A 17,145-nucleotide genomic window follows, 5' to 3' on the forward strand; every position below is an offset into this window, starting at 1 on the left:
GCTAAATATGTTTTTGGATAAAATCAAAAACGGCACCCTTTTTTTGGTTGCCGTCTTCGTAATTTCGGATTAATACTTCTTTTTTATATCATAAAAAGAAGTATCAGCAAAAAGTTGATAAGATTAATGCTCGGTAAGTACCCATTCCCCTTTTTCAATTAGGGGTTCTGCTTGCTTATATTTTAAGCTTTTGCTTTCTCCTGACATGATATTTTTAATGGTTACACGGTCATTTCGACCTATTTTAGCTTGGTCTCTTACTATGGTTTCTGTAACCTGGGGTCTTCCACCTTGGTTTTGGCCAACAGACCTGTTTTGCGAAGCCAATTCGTCGCTATTAGGGATTTCTTCCTTAGTAGTCTTTAAATTTTCCTTCGGCTTTCTTATAGTTCTTGCTTCTTGAATCTGATTAGTGTTTTCAGAAGGAAGTTCGCCTTTAAAAAGAAAAGAAACCACTTCTTTATTCACCTTTTCAATCATTCCCTTGAATAATTCAAAAGCCTCAAATTTATAGATCAATAAAGGATCTTTCTGCTCATGAACAGCTAATTGAACGGATTGCTTCAATTCATCCATTTTACGTAAATGGGTCTTCCAAGCATCGTCAATTATGGCTAGGGAGATATTCTTTTCGAAATCTGTTACCAACTGTTTCCCATTACTTTCATAGGCTTCTTTAAGATTAGTAACTACATTCAACGATTTTATACCATCTGTAAATGGAACCACAATCCTCTCAAATTTATTGGAGTTATCCTCGTACACCTTTTTAATTACGTGAAAGGCTGTATCGGCGCTAAGCTCCATTTTAGACTTGTAATAGTTGTATGCGGTTTTGTATATTTTGCCAGCAACATCCTGTAAGGTCATTTTCGAAAATTCTGCTTCCGAAACAGGGGAGGTGATAGAAAAATACTTGATCAGTTCGAATTCAAAATTCTTATAATCGCTCGCCATTTTATTGGTTTCTACAATAACTTCACAGGTATCATAGATCATATTGGCAATATCTACCTGTAATCTTTCCCCTTGTAAGGCGTGTCTTCTTCTTTTATAGACCACTTCGCGTTGGGCGTTCATAACATCATCATATTCCAAGAGGCGTTTACGTACTCCAAAATTATTTTCCTCAACTTTCTTCTGAGCCCGCTCAATGGATTTTGTCATCATGGAATGTTGAATGACCTCTCCTTCTTCTAGTCCCATTCTGTCCATCATCTTAGCAACCCTATCGGAGCCAAATAGTCGCATTAGGTTATCTTCCAAGGAAACGTAGAATTGGGAGCTTCCTGGATCTCCTTGACGACCAGATCTACCTCTCAACTGACGGTCTACACGTCTGGAGTCATGCCTTTCTGTTCCAACAATGGCCAATCCACCAGCCTTTTTTACATCGCTACTCAATTTAATATCCGTACCACGACCTGCCATGTTTGTAGCAATAGTTACGATACCGGCATTACCTGCCTCGGCTACAATATCGGCCTCCTTTTTATGAAGTTTAGCGTTCAATACGTTGTGCGGTACTTTTCTGATGGTCAACATTCGGGACAGTAACTCTGAAATTTCTACAGAGGTGGTACCTATCAATACTGGTCTGCCAGCATTGGAAAGCTTGGTAACTTCCTCAATAATAGCGTTGTATTTCTCCCGTTTTGTTTTATAAATCAAATCATGTCTGTCGTCTCTAGCTATTGGTCTGTTGGTAGGGATCTCCATGACATCCAATTTGTATATTTCCAAGAACTCTCCTGCTTCGGTAATAGCGGTACCTGTCATACCTGCCAATTTCTGGTACATTCTAAAGTAATTCTGTAAGGTCACTGTAGCGAAGGTTTGTGTCATCGCTTCAATTTTTACATTTTCTTTGGCCTCAATGGCTTGGTGGAGACCATCGGAATACCTACGACCGTCCATGATACGTCCTGTCTGCTCATCAACGATCATTACCTTGTTTTCCATAACCACATACTCCACATCTTTTTCAAAAAGGGTGTAGGCCTTTAACAACTGGTTCAGCGTATGGATACGCTCACTCTTAATGGCAAAATCCTTAAAAAGCTCCTCTTTTAAATCGGCCTCTTTTTCAATATCGAGATTTTGGTTTTCAATTTTAGCAATTTCATTCCCTATATCGGGCATTACAAAGAAATCCCTATTCTGTTCCCCGGAGATATAACCTACCCCTTTATCAGTAAGTTCTATCTGGTTGTTTTTTTCGTCTATAACAAACAAAAGCTCCTCATCCACTTTAGGCATCTCCCTGTTGTTGTCCTGCATGTAGAAGTTTTCGGTCTTTTGAAGTAGTTGCTTCACACCTTCCTCACTCAAAAACTTAATTAGGGCCTTATTTTTTGGTAATCCTCTTTGTACGCGAAGCAACAAGAAACCACCCTCTTTGGTGTCCCCTTCAGTTATCATTTTTTTGGCTTCCGCTAATACACCTGTCAAATATTGTCTTTGGGTCTGAACGATATCGGCAACTTTTGGCTTTAATTCATTAAACTCATGACGATCACCTTCAGGTACTGGTCCAGAAATGATCAACGGGGTACGGGCATCATCTACCAAAACAGAATCCACCTCATCCACAATAGCATAATTTTGAGGTCTTTGTACCAGATCAGTTGGTGTGTGTGCCATGTTGTCCCTGAGGTAATCAAAACCAAATTCGTTATTCGTTCCGTAAGTGATATCAGAATTATAGGCTGCTCTTCTTCCATCGGAATTGGGTTGGTGCTGATCTATACAATCTATAGTAAGCCCATGGAATTGAAAGATGGGAGCCATCCATGCGCTATCCCTTTTAGCAAGATAATCGTTCACCGTTACCAAATGCACACCTTTGCCAGTAAGGGCATTGAGGTATACAGGTAGTGTAGCCACTAAGGTTTTACCCTCACCAGTATGCATTTCTGCAATTTTACCTTGATGTAATGCTATACCACCGATCAATTGCACATCGTAATGTACCATATCCCAAGTAACGTGCTTTCCTGCAGCATCCCAAGAGTTTTTCCAAATGGCATGGTCGCCATCCAGGCTTACATAGTCTTTGTTCCCAGATAATTCGCGATCAAATTCTGAGGCTGTTACTTTTATTGTAGTGTTATTTGCAAAACGTTTTGCTGTTTCTTTGACCACAGCAAAGGCTTCGGGAAGAATTTCGTTTAAGGTGTTCTCCGAGATTTTAGTAACCTCTTGTTTTAACTTGTCAATTTCCGTATAGATATCTTCATTTTTGTCGATATCCATTGACGCCTTTACCTCTTTAAGAAGAACTTCAATCTGATCGTTTAGTCCTTTGCTGTCTTCTTTAATCTTGTTTTTGAAGATAATGGTCTTGTGTCTCAGTTCGTCATGGCTCAATCCTTCAAGTACCTTTTCAAAAGATCTAATTTCTTCTACAAGGGGTTGAAGTTCCTTTACATCTTTTTTAGCCTTATCACCAACAAAAGCCTTTAGAACACTGTTTAAAAAACTCATAATGTTATATATTTTATATGAAACATTAACTGCTGTTCAACTACAGTAGTCTGTTTCTGTTCTTTACCTTTTTAAAAGGTTAATTTTTTCAATTTGTTTATGGGTCGTAAACCTGAATGTAAAGGTCAAAATTACGTAAAAAAAAAGCCTCATATGAGACTTTTTTGATGTAATTCCGTTAATTTTTATCTAATATTCATCCTCATTCCAGAGGTAATCTTCTTCAGTAGGATAGTCTGGCCATATTTCCTCAATAGATTCATAGATTTCTCCGCCTTCTTCTTCCATTGATTGAAGATTTTCAACCACTTCCAAAGGAGCACCTGTTCTAATAGCATAATCAATCAACTCGTCTTTGGTGGCTGGCCAAGGTGCATCACTTAAATATGAAGCCAATTCTAATGTCCAATACATCGCAATAGTTTATTTTAAATTTTTGCAAAAATAATTTTTAAATTGACATAGTCAAGTTTTTTTAGATTTATTTCTGCAATTTTATTAACAATAGTTTAAATTCAATACTTTATTAACGACAAAAAATCTGTTTTATCAGTCTTTTTTCTCCGGAATCCATTTTATTTCTGAAGCATTTAAGTCTTTAGATAGCATGCGGGCCAGAACAAACAAGTAATCCGAAAGTCTATTAATATAGGATAACACATTGTCATCAAAGGGCTCATTTTCATATAGATGGGTGGCTAAACGCTCCGCCCGTCTGCAAACCGTCCTAGCAATATGGCAATAAGACACCGTGGTGTGTCCGCCGGGTAGAATAAAATTTGTCATAGGAGGAAGGGCCTCGTTCATGCAGTCCATTTCTTTTTCCAAATATTCAACATCGTTTTCGTTGATCCTGGCGATGTTCAAAATTTGCTCTCCATTTTTTTTAACCATTTTTTCGGGATCTGTGGCTAAAATGGCTCCAACAGTGAATAGCTTGGTTTGTATTAGGGTTAGTGTATTTTTGGAATGTTCATCAATATTTTGGTCCCGGATCAACCCTAACCAAGAGTTCAGTTCATCAATGGTGCCATAACTGTCTATTCGGATATTGTGTTTAGATACTCTCTTACCGCCGAACAACGCTGTGGTACCTTTATCTCCTGTTTTGGTGTATATTTTCATGTCTAATTTTTAATGTGATTGCTAATCGACTTATTTTTTTAGATTCCCATCGGGGCGATCCATAAATTTTTTAGATTTCCTTTTATTGAACCTTCTTCGAGTATAGATTAGGTTGATGACAAAGATTAACCCGAATACGGCCAACAGTATAAATATGGTGTAATTCATGACTTTAATTTAAAGACCCTAAAATTAAACGATTAAATCCGGATCTTAAAATCTTCCTTTACTTGTTCTTTTCTAAAGAAGATTGCGGCACAATAGAACATATCCACTGTGACCGTAACTTTTTCGGAGGCCTTTACTTTCTCCCAAAGGTCAGCACTTTTCTTATTCTTATAGATGTTTTCTAAAATAACCACTGTATTGTTGCCAGTGCCTTTATTGCCATAAATATAGGCCTCTAAAAGCTCTTCAGTGCAGTCCGATAGGTAGATAAGTTCTGCAGAAAAGCTTTCCGGAGAAATAGATGGGAATATTTTTTTTACGCGCTTTTCAAAACCAAGGTCAATAGGAAGAATCGTAATACTTTGACATTGGAAATACGTTAAACTTTTTAATACAATATCTTTTCCTTTGTGGTTGGAATGGCTTTTCTTGCTATAGATGCATTGGGTGATATACTCAAAAATGAAAGGAGAATGCACCCCATGTTCATTTTTTGAGTACCAAATAAAATTCAGGTAGCATAAGAACCTATTGTACATGATTAGCAAAGTTTGTGTTTATCCTTCCATAAGTGCCGAAAGTTCAAACCATCGTTGCGTTTTAGATTCGATGGCTTCTTCAATCTCTTTAAGCTCCAAGGATAATTTATCTATTTCATTGCCTTCTAGGGCAGTGTCCGCGAATTTATTTTGTAGCTGCACCTTTTTCTCTTCTAAACGTTTTATGGTTTTCTCAAGGCTATTGTACTCCTTTTGGTCATTATAGGAAAGCTTGACGGTTTTGCCTTCGTTTTTCCAAGAATTTTTAACAGGTTTTGATTCGGTGTTTTTTTCCTTATCAGCTCTATAATCTGCTATAGCACTGTCTTCATAGGCTCTAAAATCCGAGTAATTACCAGGAAAATCCTCAATTTCAGCATTTCCTCTAAAAACGAAAAGGTGATCAACGATCTTATCCATGAAATAACGGTCGTGGGATACCACGATAAGACATCCCGGAAAATCTAGAAGGAAACTCTCCAAGACGTTTAGGGTGACTATATCCAGATCATTGGTTGGTTCATCTAGAATCAGAAAATTAGGATTTTGAATAAGAACCGTACATAGGTAAAGTCTTTTGCGTTCACCTCCACTTAGCTTGTCTACAAAATCATATTGCTTCTTTCTGTCGAAAAGAAAGCGTTCTAGAAGTTGTTGGGCAGAAATCTGACGTCCTTTCTTTAATGGAATATAATCTCCAAATTCTCTAATGACATCTATTACTTTTTGTCCTTCTTTAATGTTAATACCCTTTTGGGTATAATACCCAAATTTGATGGTTTCACCCACAATAACTTTTCCACTGTCGGTTTCATCCTCCCCTGTAAGCAGATTTAGGAAAGTGGTTTTTCCCGTACCATTTTTACCAATGATTCCAATGCGATCTCCTTTTAGGAAATTATATTCAAATTTATCTAGGATAGGCTTTCCAGGATAGGCTTTTGATATTTTGTGGAGCTCCATGATCTTACTCCCCACTCGTTCCATATTGAGTTCCAGTTCCACTTGGTGTTCTTTTCGTCTTTGACCTGCCTTTTCCTTGATGGCCTGAAAATCTTCAATTCTCGATTTGGATTTGGTGGTTCTAGCCTTGGGCTGTCTCCGCATCCAAGTCAACTCTTGGTTATATAGTATTTTGGATTTGTGATGTTCAACTGCCTCTTGTTCCAATCTAGCATCTTTTTTCTCCAAATAGTAAGAATAGTTACCTTTGTAAGAAAAGAGCTGTCCATTGTCTAGTTCAATAATTTCATTGCACACCCTTTCTAAGAAAAAACGATCATGGGTTACCATGAATAGGGTTATATTTTCTTTGGCGAAATAAGCTTCTAGCCATTCAATCATCTCTAAATCCAAATGGTTGGTAGGTTCATCCAAGATCAGCAGATCAGGCTTATTGATCAAGGCATTGGCCAGTGCCAAACGCTTTTTTTGTCCACCTGAAAGTACCCCTACTTTTGCATGAAGATCCTCAAACCTAAGTTTAGAAAGGATTTGCTTGTATTGGGTTTCAAAATCCCAAGCATGATTGCGGTCCATAGCTTCAAATGCCTTTTGGTAAAAATCGGCATCTTCAGGATTCTCCAATGCTTTTTCATATTGTGAAATTACCTTCAAAATTTCATTGTCGGAGGCAAATATGGTCTCTTCTATCGTTAAATCAGGATTTAAATCTGGCTCTTGGGAAAGATAAGAAACGCGAATTCCTTTTCTGTAATTTACCTGCCCTGTATCGGGGGTATCCATTCCTGCTAGAATATTTAAGATGGAAGTTTTTCCACTTCCGTTTTTGGCGATAAGTGCAATCTTTTGATCCTTGTTGATGCCAAAAGAAAGGTCCTTAAAAAGGACAAGTTCGCCATAAGACTTGGATATGTTTTCTACAGTAAGTAGGTTCATGAATTTACTTTTTATTTCTTTATGTTTCTTTTAAACCAGTGCAGCAAAAAGAAGTAACGTGCAGCCAAAAGCACCAATAGAGGTACAATTAGTGGTGAAAATAGCTGTATCCTTGTTATCCAAACCAATAGGGTTATTATTAATAACACAGTTATAAGGACAAAATATTTTTGCATCCATTGGGGAAGGGGCTTAGTTTTAACCAAATAAAAACAGGCGATACTATTCAGGGGAAATGACCAAAGGATATTTAAATTACCCGCTGTTGCTGTATGATCTGTAAAAAACCATAAAAAAATGATTAACATCCCCGTAATGCCTGTACTAAAAGATAAGAAAAAATCTAACCAACGACTGCGGCTATTGTTTTTAAAATCGATGTAGGTAATCACTAGTACAAAGACCATTAAGGCTAGCACCCAAAACAAAGGGGTTAGTAAAAAATACGTGTAGGGGTCTAGGGACTCAAATTCCATGATAGACCTTTCTCTTTTAACTATGGGCTCTTGGTCCAAATCGGTGTTGGCCATTTGATCCATAACGTATATAGGTAGGAACATATGTTCATTAGGGGTGGCTTTTTTGTCGATAACAGATCCCAGTGCTAGGTCAATTCCAAAAGCAGACCACGAGTTGGTAACCAGGCTTTGATGGATTAGTTGTCTGAAAGTGTATCTCTGGATGAGATGTCCATCAAAATAAGAAATACGGTCTCTAAATACCGTATTAAGGACATCTCTTATCTTGGATGAGCAATTGTCGTAAAAGAAATCGTATTTATAATCTCTATTTTCAGGTTTAAAGTTGTTTTCTAAAAATTCAAAAAGCGCCTTGGTCTCTTTTGCATCAAGATTCAGTAGTTGCTCTTGAACCCAACGATTTTCCATCTCGTATGTCCATAGAAAGTCCTCAAATTTTTGCCTACTTAAGGAGTATAGTAACTTGCCTTGGGCAAATTTCATGTAGAAATTAGGGGTATTAAAATTAAATGTGCCATAATTGTAGACCACATCTATGCCAAGTTCGGGATCTTGCAGCCTAAATGCACTGTGGCCGAAGGTGCTATATAATTCTTGGCCTGGGCCGCATGTTATAATGCTGATTTGCGCTTTTGGGGAAAGCTCAATTTCCTGTGAAAAGGTCATGAAAGAAAAGCCTATAAGGACTAACAAAAAACGGATTTTCAATTGCATTTCAAAAATTGTTGAAGGATATAAATATTGTTATAAGCCACAAATATCGAATAAATAAAGCGATTACACCTATGCAATTTTATAGATTGTAAAAAAAAGGCGAACTATATTTAACCGAATTTTTAATTAAAAACTACTTTTACCTAGCAACAGTATATTTGGTATCTCAACTGCTGTATAAAAACCATAACCATGAAAAGACATATTCCAAACATCATTACCTTATTGAACCTTTTTTGTGGCTGTATTGCTGTTGTCTTTGCTGTGATAAATGAACTGGAAATTGCCGCTTTATTCGTGTTCTTAGGGATATTTTTTGATTTTTTTGATGGACTTGCTGCTAGACTCCTGAAGGTGCAAAGTGAACTAGGTTTACAGCTAGATTCATTGGCAGATATGATCACTAGCGGGCTGGTTCCCGGAATTGTAATGTTTCAATTATTGAAAATGTCTTCTGCAGGAGGTTGGAATTTGGAATTTGGAGCTGAAGCTTCTAGAACTATAACCCAAATGTCTACCGAATTACCAATTTTACCTTTTTTAGGGTTTTTGATTACTTTGGCTTCCGCCTACAGGCTAGCAAAATTCAATATAGATGAAAACCAAGTTTCATCTTTTGTGGGGCTTCCGACACCAGCAAATGCGCTGTTGATTTTTTCATTGCCGTTAATCCTTCTATATCACAACAACGAATTTTTAAATGGGGTTATTCTTAATCAATGGTTTTTAATTGGGATGACCTTGCTCAGTTCTTATCTTTTGAATTCAAACATAAAACTATTTGCCTTAAAGTTTAAAAATTGGAGTTTTAAGGATAATGCCTTGCGCTATGTTTTCATCGCCATTTGTCTAGTGTCTATTGGCACGTTGAAGTTTTTGGCAATTCCTTTTATCATTGTCTTTTATGTGGCAAGTTCCCTTGTAAATCAGATACAGGTCAAAAAATAACCTAGTGAACAAGCAGGGTAAAATGTACTTTTTAAATGCTTTTCAGGGGAATAGAGGACCTAAAAATCCAGCTTTTTCTTACGGAGCTCAAAATTTTGTCCTAGGTATACCTTGCGAACCATTTCATCGGCAGCTAGATCTTCTGGAATACCAGATTTTAAGATTCCACCCTCGAACATCAGATAAGAACGTTCTGTAATGGCTAAGGTTTCCTGAACGTTATGGTCTGTGATTAAAATCCCAATATTTTTGTTTTTTAGTTGGGCCACAATCCGTTGGATGTCTTCTACAGCAACAGGATCTACCCCAGCAAAAGGTTCATCTAAAAGAATAAATTTGGGGTCGGTAGCTAATGCTCTCGCAATCTCTGTGCGTCTGCGCTCTCCCCCCGATAAAAGGTCACCTCGGTTCTTACGGATATGTCCTAAACTGAATTCCTCTATGAGCGACTCCATTTTCATTAGTTGCTCTTTTTTGCTTAGTTTGGTAAGTTGCAAGACACTTAGAATATTTTTTTCAATACTCAGTTTTCTAAATACCGAAGCTTCTTGGGCAAGATAACCAATACCATTTTGGGCCCTTTTGTACATGGGGAAGTTGGTGATTTCCATATTGTCCAAATAAATATTCCCGCCATTCGGTTTAATAAGGCCAACAATCATGTAAAAGGAGGTTGTTTTTCCCGCCCCATTGGGACCTAAAAGCCCAACAATCTCTCCTTGGTTTACTTCCAAGGAAATGCCTTTTACTACTTTACGCCCTCTATAGGACTTCATGATATTCTCTGCCCTTAACTTCATCTAACTATATTATTTTCCAAATCTAACCTAATATATTTTTTAGGAGAGAGATTTGTAATTAATTTAACCTTCTTGGGTTTCCAATGCTTCCCAATATTCGTAGGCCCTTCTTAAATGGGGAACTACTATGGTACCGCCCACCAACGTGGCTATACCCAAGGTTTCCATAACCTCAGCTTTAGTTGCCCCTTCTTTGTGAGAGTTTTCTAAGTGGTATTTAACGCAATCATCGCACCTTAAAACGGCAGAGGCCACAAGTCCTAGCAATTCTTTTGTCTTTACATCCAAAACCCCTGCGGCATAGGCATTGGTGTCTAGATTAAAAATTCTTTTGATGATCTTGTTGTTGTCGGCCATTAGCTTTTCGTTCATCTTAGAACGGTAGGCATTAAATTCTTCAACTTGATTTGGCATTCTTTTTATTTTTTTTAGTTTCTTGTCTTACCACGTATGCGGATATATAAATACTTGCTTGATATAATACTAAAATGGGGATAGCAACTATGATTTGGCTGGCTACATCCGGTGGGGTTATTACTGCAGAAAGAATTAAAACCACTACAAGGGAAATCTTGCGGTACTTTTTCAAAATCTCTGGGGTAACCAAACCGATTTTAGTTAAAAAGTAAATGATGATAGGGAGTTCAAACACCAATCCGCAGGCAATAACAGCAGCGCGTACCGTGGCAATATAAGAACCTAAATCTATATCGTTAAAAACCTCTTTACTTACCTGATACCCTCCTAAAAAGTTGATAGAAAGAGGGGCTACCACATAGTACCCAAACAGTACCCCCGTAAAGAATAGAACGGAGGCGATAAAAATAAAGCCTCTGGCATTGTTTTTTTCTTTGCTATATAGTCCTGGGGAGATAAACTTCCACATTTCATAAAGAATATAGGGAAACCCTAAAATAAATCCTGCCCAGATTGAGGTCCAGATATGGGCAGAAAACTGTCCGGCCATTTCCCTACTCTGTATCCTAAATAATGGTTCTGTGCTGCAAAAAGCTTCACTGAACCCAAGCATTTTTGAAAGATGACAAAAAAGTTTATAGGTGGGGAAATCCGGTTTTTTTGGACCGAATATCACCGTGTCAAAAATAAAATCTTTCATGATAAAGGCAACTAATCCTATAAGCACCACCGCAATGGTGGATCGGATTAAATGCCATCGCAATTCCTCGAGATGATCAAGAAAAGACATCTCATTGTGATTTTTGCTATTTGCCATTACAGTATACCTTCGTTGATTAAGTTGTGCAAATGTACTACTCCCATATAATTTTCGCCCTTCATTGCGAGCAATTGTGAAATACCTTTTTCTTGCATGAGCTCAAGTGCGTTTATGGCAAGGACATCCACTTCAATAGTTTTTGGGGTGGCAGTCATAATATCCTTCGCTGTAAGTCCCGTAATATTGTCGAACTTATTCAGCATTCTACGGATGTCTCCATCCGTTACTATTCCTACTACCTTTCCATTTTCAAGAACAGCAGTTACTCCTAACATTTTTTCAGAAATTTCTACTATTACCTTTCTAACATCGGAGTCTACATTTACTTCTGGTTTCATGTTGCTATTGGCAATGTCTGATACCCTTAGATACAATCTTTTCCCCAAAGCACCACCTGGGTGGTATTTTGCAAAATCTTTACTACTAAAACCTCTTAATTCCAAAAGGCATACGGCAAGTGCATCTCCCATGACCAATTGGGCAGTAGTACTGGTGGTGGGGGCTAGATTATTGGGGCAGGCCTCTTTTTCTACAAAAGTGTTGAGTCTAAAATCGGAATGGGTGGCCAAAAAAGAATCCAAGTTGCCTGTCATTGCGATCAATTTATTTTTTCCGCCTTTAATTAAAGGAACTAGCATTTTTATCTCAGGCGTATTCCCGCTTTTAGAAATGCATATGACCACATCGTCGTCCTGTATAGTGCCTAGATCTCCATGGATGGCATCTGCAGCATGCATGAATATTGATGGTGTTCCGGTGGAATTTAGAGTGGCAACAATTTTTGAAGCGATAAGGGCGCTTTTTCCTATACCCGTTATCACCACTCTACCTTTAGATTGGTAGATGAGGTTAACAGTCTGCGCAAACTCTTCTGTTAATAGGGAGCCTAAATGGTGAATGGCTTCCGCTTCTGTTGCAATGGTTTTTTTTGCTATGTTAAGTATAGCGGTAGTATCGCTCAAAGTATTAATGGAATTATGTGATTGAATTGCTAAAAGATTGTATTATATTTAATATTGCAAAATTACATAAACTTAATTTTATAGTATATTTAAAATATCAATAAATAAATTCGTGTGAATTGTTTTGCCAAAGGTAAAAATCCGTATATTAATAAATCGAGTTTTGCTCTTTGAAATTAAAGGGTGATGATAATAAAATTGTAAGAAACGGTATGGGTTTGAATGAAATGGATATACATGCCTCATTAAAAAAATACTTTGGATTTTCCAAGTTCAAAGGTCTTCAAGAAAAAGTCATAAAAAATATAGTACAAGGGAACAATACCTTTGTAATAATGCCAACTGGTGGGGGCAAATCTCTTTGTTACCAGTTGCCTGCTCTCATGCAAGAAGGTACTGCTATTGTGGTATCCCCTCTAATAGCTCTGATGAAGAATCAAGTGGATGCTATTCGCGGGATATCTTCCGAAAATGGAATTGCCCATGTCTTAAATTCATCTTTAACCAAAACAGAAATTAGGCAAGTAAAAGATGATATTACAAGTGGCATCACAAAATTACTTTATGTAGCTCCTGAATCCCTTACTAAAGAGGAGTATGTTGACTTTTTACAGTCTGTAAAAGTCTCTTTTGTTGCAGTAGATGAGGCTCATTGTATTTCAGAATGGGGGCATGATTTTAGGCCTGAATATAGAAATTTAAGGACTATCATTGCTAGGTTGGGTGACAATATTCCCATTATAGGATTAACTGCTACAGCCACTCCAAAAGTGCAGGAGGATATCATTAAAAATTTAGGAATTACAGAGGCTAAGGTCTTTAAAGCGTCTTTCAACCGACCAAATTTATATTACGAGGTACGTCCAAAAACAGCCAACGTAGAAGGCGATATTATTCGTTTTGTAAAACAAAATTCTGGTAAATCTGGAATCATTTATTGTTTGAGTCGTAAAAAAGTAGAAGAATTGGCCCAGATACTACAGGTCAATGGGATTAGTGCTGTCCCTTACCATGCCGGCTTTGATGCGAAAACAAGATCTAAATATCAAGATATGTTTTTGATGGAAGGTGTGGATGTTGTAGTGGCCACAATTGCATTTGGGATGGGAATAGACAAACCAGATGTAAGGTTCGTTATTCACCATGATATGCCAAAGAGTATAGAAAGTTATTATCAGGAAACTGGTCGTGCCGGTAGGGATGGAGGCGAAGGCCATTGTTTAGCCTTTTACTCCTACAAGGATATTGAGAAACTAGAGAAGTTCATGTCCGGGAAACCCGTGGCAGAACAAGAAATAGGAAATGCCCTTCTACAGGAAGTAGTTGGTTTTGCCGAGACCTCCATGTCACGAAGAAAATTTATACTTCATTATTTTGGAGAAGAATTTGATGAAGTGAACGGGGACGGAGCCGAAATGGATGACAATACCAGAAATCCAAAGGAAAAGCAGGAGGCAAAAGATGATGTGGTTAAGCTTATCCAAGTAGTGCAGGGTACCATGGAAAAATTTAAGTCTAAGGAAATTGTTAAAACGTTGACGGGTAAGGTCAATGCCTTAATTTCCTCTCATAAAACTGATGAAAAATCATTTTTTGGTATCGGTGAAGATAAAGATAAGGGATATTGGATGGCCCTTATAAGACAGACCTTGGTTGCAGGACTTTTAAAGAAGGAAATTGAGCAATACGGGATCTTGCATGTTACTGAAAAGGGGGTCAACTATTTGAAGAATCCCATGTCATTTATGATGACAATGGACCATATCTATAGTAAGGAAGCAGATGACGCAATTGTGAGTGCCGCAAAGACTGCAGGAGGTGTGGCCGATGAAAACTTATTAAGATTATTGAAAGACGTTAGGAAGAGGGAAGCCGAAAAATTAGAGGTCCCGCCTTTTGTGGTCTTCCAAGACCCATCTTTACAGGATATGGCCTTAAAGTATCCCATCACAGTGGAAGAATTGGTCCATATACATGGAGTAGGGGAAGGCAAAGCCAAGAAATATGGCAAACCTTTTGTTCAGTTCATTGCCAATTATGTAGAGGAAAATGAGATTATAAGACCGGACGATCTTGTTGTAAAAAGCACGGGTGCCAATTCGGGCCTTAAGCTTTATATTATTCAAAATGTCGATAAGAAATTACCTCTTGATGATATTGCAGCCGCAAAAGGGCTTAACATTTCTGAACTGATTAAGGAAATGGAGCAGATCGTCTATAGTGGTACCAAACTCAACTTGAGTTATTGGGTGGATGAAATTTTGGATGACGACCAACAAGAGGAGATACACGATTATTTTTTGGAGGCTGAAACTGATAATATTGAAGAAGCGGTAAAGGAATTTGACGGGGATTATGAAGATGAGGAGTTGCGTTTATACAGACTGAAATTCATAAGCGAAGTAGCTAATTAACGCTCTTGGTTTGGTATATAAAAAAACCCTTGAATTTCAAGGGTTTTTTTATGGATACTAAAATCTATTATTAATGATTAAAACTTCCCGTAGTAACCAAGGCTACTATGGCACCAAAAAACAGAATCAAGGCCAATATAAAAACAAGAGATATGCCCAAGCCTATATACGAAAGTATTCTGGCGGTTTTTACATTTTCGAAGCCCGAATATGATTCTGGGTTATCGTAATATAACTTTTCAGCCTTACCTGCGCTTATTAATCCTATAATGCTAAATATAATTCCAAAAGGACCACAACAAACAAAAGGGGTTATTATAGAAATTATGCCCATGGCCATGGCATTACTTGCTCCTGGTAACGTTTCTTGACTCATATATCCTTTTTTATTGATTCATCATATCTTCCATTCGTTCTCGCATTAATTCCTCATCTTGAAGTGCATCCCATCCAATGACAGAGATGAACCAGATGAAAAATAAGAGAACTAGAATGTTTATTACCAGTCCCACTATGGCTATTATTTTTCCAGTTTTTATTGAGCTGTAATTGGAATAGTCTTGCGGATTTATTTTGTACTGCTGAATGGACTTGTTAGATAAAATAATAGCTATAATAGATAATATAATTCCTAAAAGTCCATAAAAACAACAGAGGACAATAGAGGCGATACTCAATACAATGATCAATGTGGCATTCGGTAATTTCTGTTGTTCCATAAATAATAACGTTGGTTAAAGTTTAAAAATAAAGTTAGATAGTATAAATAATACAGTTGTTATGGTTAAAGTAATAATTATTTTATTGGCGTATTTAACGGGATAAAAATTATTGAACAATAAAAATCCCAGCAGTGGTATCAATGGATATATTGCGGGGTACATTACAAAAGCTTGCCTAAATTCTCCTTGGAGCAATAATGACACAGCCCGTTGTAGGCCACATCCAGGACATTCAATGCCAAAGAACTTTTTGTTCAAGCAAGGAAGCATAAAATCATCAAGAGAAAATAACAACAAAAAAGGGAGTATTTTCATGAAAATAGATTCTTTGGTGAAAATTACTATTAATTTTGGGGAATGAAAACAAAACGAATTATTTATTTTTTGCTGATTATTTTAGGGGTATTGATTATGGGAGCGGGTGAAAACTACATGGAAAAGGAGTATGCACTATGTATCGGTATAGTTTTATTGATGTTTGGAATATATAAATCCACACAAGTCTGGAGTGATCGCAATGATGGGGAAGCAACCAATAATAAGGACCAGTCATGAGTAAGTTTAAGATAGGGGATAAGGTAGAAACTGTAGATGATATTATAGTAGGGGTTGTTTTGAAGGTCCAGGGTAATGAAATTTCTGTTGAAACCACTGAAGGGTTTATGCTGAGCTTTTCTCCCGCAGAATTAATGTTAGTTCACAATAGCCATGACATTACGGTTAATAATTTTGAAGTGGCTCGTATCAAAAAAGAAAAAGAAATTCCAAAAAGAAGAAATACACAAACGATAAAGCCAAAAGAACGCAGTGCGCCCAGAATGGAGGTAGACCTTCATATACATCAATTGGTCCCTTCCAATAGAGGGATGAGCAATTATGAAATATTAAATATCCAATTGGTTGCCGCTAAAAGACAATTGGAATTCGCAATGAGCAAACATATCCAAAAAGTGGTGTTCATCCATGGAGTAGGAGAAGGAATTCTTAAGGAAGAGCTGTATTACCTCTTTAAACGATACGAGAATGTGAAATATTACGACGCGGATTATCAAAAATACGGGTTAGGGGCAACTGAGGTATATATTTATCAGAATGTTTAATACTTATTGGTTAGTGGTCACTACTCCAAAATCTTCTATGCTTAAATTAGTGATCCGTGATCCATCATCATTTAGTAGGGTAATGTCACTTAATTGAATGGTGTGTTGGTAAGTGACTTCGTCTTCCAATAAGATGGTATTTACGGTAACTATGCCACTAGTGGCCGGAATTTCATCAAAAACTGTTGGAGTTGTAGGCGGTATGTTACCACAAAAATAGCTATTACTCACATTGGCAGAAAAAATTCTGTATGTAATCTGTGAAGTTCCAGGGATGGTACTCTCAATGTTCCCATTGGAAACCTCATTCCTTAATATCCCTGCTTCTAAGTTCAATATCAGGGCTTCATCCCCATTTATTTTAAAGAAAACCTGACTATCTATGGTTACAGTTCCACAAAAATCTATGGCACTATCGTCAAAATTTAACGTTTCTATTTGGAGGTCCCCATCGTCACAGGAGAAAAATAAACCTAAAAAAGCAAAAAGAATAATTCGTTTCATAAACCAAATTTAATTCAAATAAAGGGGATTTCCATAGAGCTTTATCTT

Annotated in this window: 18 protein-coding genes; 4 read left to right on the forward strand and 14 right to left on the reverse strand. The window is 37.2% G+C overall.

Annotated elements, in window-relative coordinates:
- Window positions 1–123 precede the first annotated feature (123 nt).
- The 6 genes from secA to ABXZ36_RS05995 all read right to left on the reverse strand — a co-directional run bounded on the left by secA (window position 124) and on the right by ABXZ36_RS05995 (window position 8,410).
- On the reverse strand, window positions 124–3,486 hold the full coding sequence (secA, locus tag ABXZ36_RS05970; RefSeq protein ID WP_354614579.1) for a preprotein translocase subunit SecA: 3,363 nt from the start codon (window positions 3,484–3,486) through the stop codon (window positions 124–126).
- Window positions 3,487–3,675: 189 nt separating this feature from the next.
- Window positions 3,676–3,900: a DUF2795 domain-containing protein gene (locus tag ABXZ36_RS05975; protein WP_013551418.1), complete on the reverse strand. Its 225-nt coding sequence runs from the start codon at window positions 3,898–3,900 to the stop codon at window positions 3,676–3,678.
- Window positions 3,901–4,035: 135 nt separating this feature from the next.
- Window positions 4,036–4,611 carry a cob(I)yrinic acid a,c-diamide adenosyltransferase gene (locus tag ABXZ36_RS05980; RefSeq protein ID WP_354614581.1) on the reverse strand — a complete coding sequence of 192 codons (576 nt, stop codon included), beginning with the start codon at window positions 4,609–4,611 and terminating at the stop codon, window positions 4,036–4,038.
- Between the two features lie 200 nt (window positions 4,612–4,811).
- Window positions 4,812–5,318, reverse strand: a complete 507-nt coding sequence (locus ABXZ36_RS05985) for a hypothetical protein (protein ID WP_354614582.1) — start codon at window positions 5,316–5,318, stop codon at window positions 4,812–4,814.
- Between the two features lie 18 nt (window positions 5,319–5,336).
- A complete protein-coding gene (locus tag ABXZ36_RS05990; RefSeq protein ID WP_354614583.1) occupies window positions 5,337–7,217 on the reverse strand; it encodes an ABC-F family ATP-binding cassette domain-containing protein in 1,881 nt (626 codons plus the stop codon).
- Window positions 7,218–7,228: 11 nt separating this feature from the next.
- On the reverse strand, window positions 7,229–8,410 hold the full coding sequence (locus tag ABXZ36_RS05995; protein WP_354614585.1) for an Lnb N-terminal periplasmic domain-containing protein: 1,182 nt from the start codon (window positions 8,408–8,410) through the stop codon (window positions 7,229–7,231).
- Window positions 8,411–8,602: 192 nt separating this feature from the next.
- Here ABXZ36_RS05995 and ABXZ36_RS06000 point away from each other — a divergent pair, with 192 nt between their 5' ends.
- Window positions 8,603–9,358 carry a CDP-alcohol phosphatidyltransferase family protein gene (locus ABXZ36_RS06000; protein ID WP_354614586.1) on the forward strand — a complete coding sequence of 252 codons (756 nt, stop codon included), beginning with the start codon at window positions 8,603–8,605 and terminating at the stop codon, window positions 9,356–9,358.
- A gap of 59 nt (window positions 9,359–9,417) precedes the next feature.
- Here ABXZ36_RS06000 and lptB read toward each other — a convergent pair whose 3' ends face one another.
- From lptB to ABXZ36_RS06020, 4 genes are all read right to left on the reverse strand, one after another.
- Window positions 9,418–10,158, reverse strand: coding sequence for an LPS export ABC transporter ATP-binding protein (lptB, locus tag ABXZ36_RS06005; protein ID WP_062055084.1), 741 nt, complete (start codon window positions 10,156–10,158; stop codon window positions 9,418–9,420).
- A 63-nt stretch (window positions 10,159–10,221) separates the two neighbouring features.
- Window positions 10,222–10,572 (reverse strand): carboxymuconolactone decarboxylase family protein, encoded by a 351-nt coding sequence (locus ABXZ36_RS06010; RefSeq protein WP_354614587.1) that lies wholly within the window; start codon window positions 10,570–10,572, stop codon window positions 10,222–10,224.
- Window positions 10,556–11,365, reverse strand: coding sequence for a twin-arginine translocase subunit TatC (gene tatC / locus ABXZ36_RS06015; RefSeq protein WP_435602154.1), 810 nt, complete (start codon window positions 11,363–11,365; stop codon window positions 10,556–10,558). Before tatC ends, ABXZ36_RS06010 begins: the two co-directional genes overlap by 17 nt.
- Before the next feature lie 26 nt (window positions 11,366–11,391).
- Window positions 11,392–12,357 carry a KpsF/GutQ family sugar-phosphate isomerase gene (locus ABXZ36_RS06020; protein ID WP_354614589.1) on the reverse strand — a complete coding sequence of 322 codons (966 nt, stop codon included), beginning with the start codon at window positions 12,355–12,357 and terminating at the stop codon, window positions 11,392–11,394.
- Between the two features lie 212 nt (window positions 12,358–12,569).
- Between ABXZ36_RS06020 and ABXZ36_RS06025 the strand changes: the two genes are divergently transcribed.
- A complete protein-coding gene (locus ABXZ36_RS06025; RefSeq protein ID WP_354614720.1) occupies window positions 12,570–14,771 on the forward strand; it encodes a RecQ family ATP-dependent DNA helicase in 2,202 nt (733 codons plus the stop codon).
- Between the two features lie 70 nt (window positions 14,772–14,841).
- Here ABXZ36_RS06025 and ABXZ36_RS06030 read toward each other — a convergent pair whose 3' ends face one another.
- The 3 genes from ABXZ36_RS06030 to ABXZ36_RS06040 are packed head-to-tail and all read right to left on the reverse strand — an operon-like array spanning window position 14,842 to window position 15,808.
- Window positions 14,842–15,147, reverse strand: coding sequence for a CCC motif membrane protein (locus ABXZ36_RS06030; RefSeq protein ID WP_354614590.1), 306 nt, complete (start codon window positions 15,145–15,147; stop codon window positions 14,842–14,844).
- A 10-nt stretch (window positions 15,148–15,157) separates the two neighbouring features.
- On the reverse strand, window positions 15,158–15,490 hold the full coding sequence (locus ABXZ36_RS06035) for a CCC motif membrane protein (protein WP_354614592.1): 333 nt from the start codon (window positions 15,488–15,490) through the stop codon (window positions 15,158–15,160).
- Between the two features lie 15 nt (window positions 15,491–15,505).
- Window positions 15,506–15,808: a DUF2752 domain-containing protein gene (locus ABXZ36_RS06040; protein ID WP_354614593.1), complete on the reverse strand. Its 303-nt coding sequence runs from the start codon at window positions 15,806–15,808 to the stop codon at window positions 15,506–15,508.
- A 42-nt stretch (window positions 15,809–15,850) separates the two neighbouring features.
- Here ABXZ36_RS06040 and ABXZ36_RS06045 point away from each other — a divergent pair, with 42 nt between their 5' ends.
- Both ABXZ36_RS06045 and ABXZ36_RS06050 read left to right on the forward strand, forming a co-directional pair.
- Window positions 15,851–16,048 (forward strand): hypothetical protein, encoded by a 198-nt coding sequence (locus ABXZ36_RS06045; RefSeq protein ID WP_354614594.1) that lies wholly within the window; start codon window positions 15,851–15,853, stop codon window positions 16,046–16,048.
- On the forward strand, window positions 16,045–16,593 hold the full coding sequence (locus tag ABXZ36_RS06050; RefSeq protein ID WP_354614595.1) for a DUF8465 domain-containing protein: 549 nt from the start codon (window positions 16,045–16,047) through the stop codon (window positions 16,591–16,593). Before ABXZ36_RS06045 ends, ABXZ36_RS06050 begins: the two co-directional genes overlap by 4 nt.
- A gap of 3 nt (window positions 16,594–16,596) precedes the next feature.
- Here the strand turns inward: ABXZ36_RS06050 and ABXZ36_RS06055 are convergent, their stop codons facing one another.
- Window positions 16,597–17,097 carry a hypothetical protein gene (locus ABXZ36_RS06055; protein ID WP_354614596.1) on the reverse strand — a complete coding sequence of 167 codons (501 nt, stop codon included), beginning with the start codon at window positions 17,095–17,097 and terminating at the stop codon, window positions 16,597–16,599.
- Between the last annotated feature and the right edge of the window lie 48 nt (window positions 17,098–17,145).

This window comes from Sediminicola arcticus (genome assembly GCF_040566695.1).
Lineage (GTDB): Bacteria > Bacteroidota > Bacteroidia > Flavobacteriales > Flavobacteriaceae > Sediminicola > Sediminicola arcticus.

Excerpts from the sequence above, each read along its gene's own strand:
- ABXZ36_RS05980 (WP_354614581.1), bottom strand. The coding sequence starts at position 4,611 with ATGAAAATATACACCAAAACAGGAGATAAAGGTACCACAGCGTTGTTC.
- ABXZ36_RS05985 (WP_354614582.1), bottom strand. The coding sequence starts at position 5,318 with ATGTACAATAGGTTCTTATGCTACCTGAATTTTATTTGGTACTCAAAA.
- ABXZ36_RS06040 (WP_354614593.1), bottom strand. The coding sequence starts at position 15,808 with ATGAAAATACTCCCTTTTTTGTTGTTATTTTCTCTTGATGATTTTATG.
- ABXZ36_RS06055 (WP_354614596.1), bottom strand. The coding sequence starts at position 17,097 with ATGAAACGAATTATTCTTTTTGCTTTTTTAGGTTTATTTTTCTCCTGT.
- tatC (WP_435602154.1), bottom strand. The coding sequence starts at position 11,365 with ATGTCTTTTCTTGATCATCTCGAGGAATTGCGATGGCATTTAATCCGA.
- lptB (WP_062055084.1), bottom strand. The coding sequence starts at position 10,158 with ATGAAGTTAAGGGCAGAGAATATCATGAAGTCCTATAGAGGGCGTAAA.
- secA (WP_354614579.1), bottom strand. The coding sequence starts at position 3,486 with ATGAGTTTTTTAAACAGTGTTCTAAAGGCTTTTGTTGGTGATAAGGCT.
- ABXZ36_RS06010 (WP_354614587.1), bottom strand. The coding sequence starts at position 10,572 with ATGCCAAATCAAGTTGAAGAATTTAATGCCTACCGTTCTAAGATGAAC.
- ABXZ36_RS06000 (WP_354614586.1), top strand. The coding sequence starts at position 8,603 with ATGAAAAGACATATTCCAAACATCATTACCTTATTGAACCTTTTTTGT.
- ABXZ36_RS05975 (WP_013551418.1), bottom strand. The coding sequence starts at position 3,900 with ATGTATTGGACATTAGAATTGGCTTCATATTTAAGTGATGCACCTTGG.
- ABXZ36_RS06045 (WP_354614594.1), top strand. The coding sequence starts at position 15,851 with ATGAAAACAAAACGAATTATTTATTTTTTGCTGATTATTTTAGGGGTA.
- ABXZ36_RS05995 (WP_354614585.1), bottom strand. The coding sequence starts at position 8,410 with ATGCAATTGAAAATCCGTTTTTTGTTAGTCCTTATAGGCTTTTCTTTC.
- ABXZ36_RS06030 (WP_354614590.1), bottom strand. The coding sequence starts at position 15,147 with ATGAGTCAAGAAACGTTACCAGGAGCAAGTAATGCCATGGCCATGGGC.
- ABXZ36_RS06050 (WP_354614595.1), top strand. The coding sequence starts at position 16,045 with ATGAGTAAGTTTAAGATAGGGGATAAGGTAGAAACTGTAGATGATATT.
- ABXZ36_RS06025 (WP_354614720.1), top strand. The coding sequence starts at position 12,570 with ATGGGTTTGAATGAAATGGATATACATGCCTCATTAAAAAAATACTTT.
- ABXZ36_RS06035 (WP_354614592.1), bottom strand. The coding sequence starts at position 15,490 with ATGGAACAACAGAAATTACCGAATGCCACATTGATCATTGTATTGAGT.
- ABXZ36_RS05990 (WP_354614583.1), bottom strand. The coding sequence starts at position 7,217 with ATGAACCTACTTACTGTAGAAAACATATCCAAGTCTTATGGCGAACTT.